Here is a 3,590-nt window from a genome sequence, read left to right as displayed (position 1 = left end):
CCGCGTCCCGCGCCTCGTGCGCCTCGCGTATCTCCTCGCCGGCCCGCCGGGCGCGCCGGCGCGCCGCGACGAGAGGGCCTCCGGTCGCCGCAGCGGTGGCCCCGCCCGCGACGACGGCTGCGGCCACGACCTCTATCAGCATGTGGGAAGTCCCTGAACCTCGGTGTGCTTGCGTAACCGCGACGCTGCGTGCCGTCGCTCGCCGCACCACCGTAGGCGCAAGATCGTCACATGCCTAGTTCTGACCGGAAGTTGACGGGTTTTTTGATGAATCGGTAACCTGCGCGACCAGTACGCCCTTTATCGAGCGGAATCACCTGCGGAATGGATGATTCCGACCATTCCTTTTCAGCTGACCGCTTTGCCGGTGCTTCACCCGGAAGGGCGGATTCCGCCGCTTGCCCCCGGGCGGCGCGCGCGGCCTCCTCAGTACAGCCCCCTGCCCTCCTCCAGCGTGTTCGTCGCGAGCCGCACGAGGCCCGTGGCCCCGCAGCTTCTGGCGAGCGTGAGGCCGCGGTCGAGTTCCTTGCGGGAGCGGGTGACGAGCCCGTACTCGACGCGGGCGCGGGCGTGCTCGTAGGAGCAGGGCGAGTGTTCGAGGTAGGTGACCGCGCGGGCGAGGAGCGAGGCCGCGTGCTGCCCCTCGCTCACGGCGGCGGCGTGGCGCAGCGACTCGCCGACCGCCGTGTCGGTGCCGAAGCGTTCGGCGGACGCCCGCGCGGTGGCGACGAGCCTCGCGGCCCGGTCCGGGTCGTCGGGTGCGACGGCGAGGGCGAGTTCGCCGTGCACGGGCGCGAGCACCGTGTTGTGCCAGCCGCGCTTGGAGAGCGAGACGAGCCCGGCCTCCAGTTCGTCGATCGCCTCCTTGCGGCGCCCGAGCGCGAGCAGCAGCCTGCCCCGTACCGCCGCGGCGTCGGGCAGCACGATGACGTCGGGATAGGGCGGGCGGAACGCGTACTGCTCCATCAGCTCCTCGGCCTCGCGCACCTCGCCCTGGGCGAGCAGCGTGTCCGCGAGCATGCACACGATGTCCCAGTGCAGCGGCATCCGCGAGCCCACCCGGTCCGCGATCCGCAGTGCCTCCCTGAGCATCCCCCGCGCGTCGCGCAACTGCCCGCGCCGCCGCTTCACGTAGCCGACGAACGCCTGGGCCACACCGAGGTGGTTGCCGCTCCAGCCCTGGCGCCGGTAGACGTCGAGCGCCTCGGTGAAGAGGCTCGACCCGCGGTCGAGCCGGTCCGAGAAGATGTACGCGCCGCCGAGCATGACGAGCAGTTCGAAGCTCCACTCGGTGTCGGTCCAGCCCAGCCCGGGCGGGAGCTGGCCGTTGACGAGGGCGCGGTCGCACAGTTCCACCGCGTGCTCCGCGTTCTCGCCGCGCGCCATGACGTCGAAGGCACGCAGGATGAGCAGGGCCCGCTCGGAGGTGTCGCGCCCGGTGAGCGGATCGGCGAGCGCGGCGAGCTGTGCGGAGCGCCCCTCCGCGTCGCTCTCGCGGGCGTAGATGCCCTCCCACATGAAGTGCATGCCCTGGAGCCGCATGCGGTCGGGGCTCTCGTCGAGCAGGAGCGCCTCGCGGTCCACGACGTCGACGGCCTCGCGCAGCCGGTCGAGGTGGACGAGCGCCTGCGAGAGGCGGCAGACGGCATCCGTCCTGGTCCTGCCCCGCAGCCCGTCGGGCAGTTCGAGCGCCGCGCGCAGGTGCCGCACGGTGCTCCCCGGGTCCGTGAGGAGCGTCGCGCAGCCCAGCTCGTAACTGACCTGCGCGTGGATCCCGGGCGTGGGCGGCTCGATCAGCGCGCGCTCCAGACAGAGCCTGGCCGCCTCGGGGGCGCCGACGGCGAGGTGCTCGCGCGCCGCGGCGCGCAGTCGCGCCACGACGTGCGGGTCGTCGTCGGGGACGAGCTGGAGCAGGTGCCGGGAGGCGGCCGCGGGCCCGCGCCCCGACTCCATGACGAGATCGGCGGCCCGCCCGTGCAGGGCCGTGCGGTGGAAGGGACTCATCGACTCGTGGACGGCCGTGGCGATGAGCGGGTGGACGAACTGGAGGTCGTCGTCCGCGCCGGTCAGCACACGCGCCGCGCGGAGCCTGGCGAGCTGCGCCGCCGCCTCGTCGAGCGGCATGTCGCTGAGCAGCGCGGCGAGCGGGAGCGTGATGTCGGTACCGAGCACGGCGGCGGACCGGGCCAGCTTCAGGGCCCCGGCGCCGAGCGCCTCGATCCGCTCGACCAGGCCGACGCCGCGCGAGGCGGCGTTGAGGCCGCGCAACTGCCCGGCCTCGGACTCGACGGCCCGCACGCCGTTCTCGCGCGCCTTGCTGAGCAGTTCGACCGTGTCGTACGGGTTCCCTCCGGTCACCGCCCACACCTCGCGCCAGAAGCCGTCCTCCGCGAGCGCGCCGAAGGCCGCGCGGGTCAGCTCGGCGACGGCGCGCGGGCCGAGGTCCTGGAGCGTGACCCCGGCCGGGCGCGCCTGCTCCACGAGGCTCTTGAGGTAGTGGGCCGTGCGCCCCGTCGCCTCGTTCTCGCGCAGCGCCACGACGAGCAGCACCTTCGTCGAGTCGAGCGTCTTGGCGAAGGCCGCGAGCCAGTCGAGGGTCTCGGGATCGGCCCAGTGCACGTCGTCGACGAGGATGACGACGGGCCAGTCGGCCTCCACGAGCCGCCTGACGACGGCGACGAGCGAGTCGATGACGCCGCGCGGGTCGGCGGTGCGCCCGCCCGGGTCCGCTATGCCGAGCGCGGGGCCCACGACGTCATGGCGCTCGCCGAGGTAGGCGCGGGCCTCTTCGGGCGTCATCGCGAGCAGGCTGTGCTGGAGCAACTGCCGTACGAGGTTGAAGGGCACCGAGGCGACCGTCTGCCCGCCGCGCGCGCTCCACACCGCCGCCCGCGCGGTGGCCCGCCTGCGGACCTCCTGGAGCAGCCGGGTCTTGCCGATACCGGCGACGCCCCGGAAGACGAGGAGGCTGCCGCCGCCCTCGCGGTCCTCGCAGAGCCGCTCGATCGCCTCGTCCACGAGGCGCAGTTCCACCTCCCGCTCCCACAGCGCCTCGTCGCCCGGCGGAGCGGCGGCGCCGGTCGCGGGCACCTCGCCGTACGGGGCGCTCCCGCCGGTCGCGGGCACCTCGCCGTACAGGGAGTCGCCGTGGTCGTGGGCACCCCGCCGCGCGTTCGCCGTCATCCTGCCGCTCCCCTGCCCGTCCGCCGTCGCCAGGACCGGAAGGTGGTCGGCAGTTCGGCCGCCGGGCCCGGTCCGCACGGACGTGAGCCTAACCGCAGGGCCCGGATATGACACGGATTCAGGCGGCCTCGGAGCTCGGCCGCTATCATGCCCGCCTCTCATCCGATTTTCAGCACCACGGCCTAGGGTGAGCGGCATGACGCCACAGACTCCTCCCGGCTGGTACCCCGACCCCGGGCACTCGGGCGAGGGCCCACGCCGCGAGCGCTGGTGGGACGGCACGGCGTGGACCGAAGGGACCCGGCGGGCCGCGCCCGCACAGCCCCCGGGCACCGCCGCCCCGGGGATACCCGCCGACGCGCAGCCCGAGAGCCGGGCGCCCGAGAGCCAGGACGCGCCGGAGCAGG

The 3,590-nt window shown here is 74.1% G+C and carries 2 protein-coding genes; one reads left to right on the top strand and one right to left on the bottom strand.

Going from position 1 to position 3,590, the window contains the following annotated elements:
• Positions 1-426 precede the first annotated feature (426 nt).
• Entirely contained in the window at positions 427-3,183 is a 2,757-nt protein-coding gene (locus tag G3I42_RS10775; RefSeq protein ID WP_164284781.1) for an AAA family ATPase, read from the bottom strand.
• Positions 3,184-3,379: 196 nt separating this feature from the next.
• Between G3I42_RS10775 and G3I42_RS10770 the strand changes: the two genes are divergently transcribed.
• The coding region (locus G3I42_RS10770; RefSeq protein WP_164284778.1) for a DUF2510 domain-containing protein at positions 3,380-3,590 on the top strand (211 nt) is incomplete at its 3' end.

It is taken from the genome of Streptomyces sp. SID11385 (assembly GCF_010548245.1).
Classification (GTDB): Bacteria; Actinomycetota; Actinomycetes; order Streptomycetales; family Streptomycetaceae; genus Streptomyces.
The sequence above is the reverse complement of the archived record's forward strand: the minus strand, read 5'-3'. Positions and strand labels throughout refer to the sequence as shown.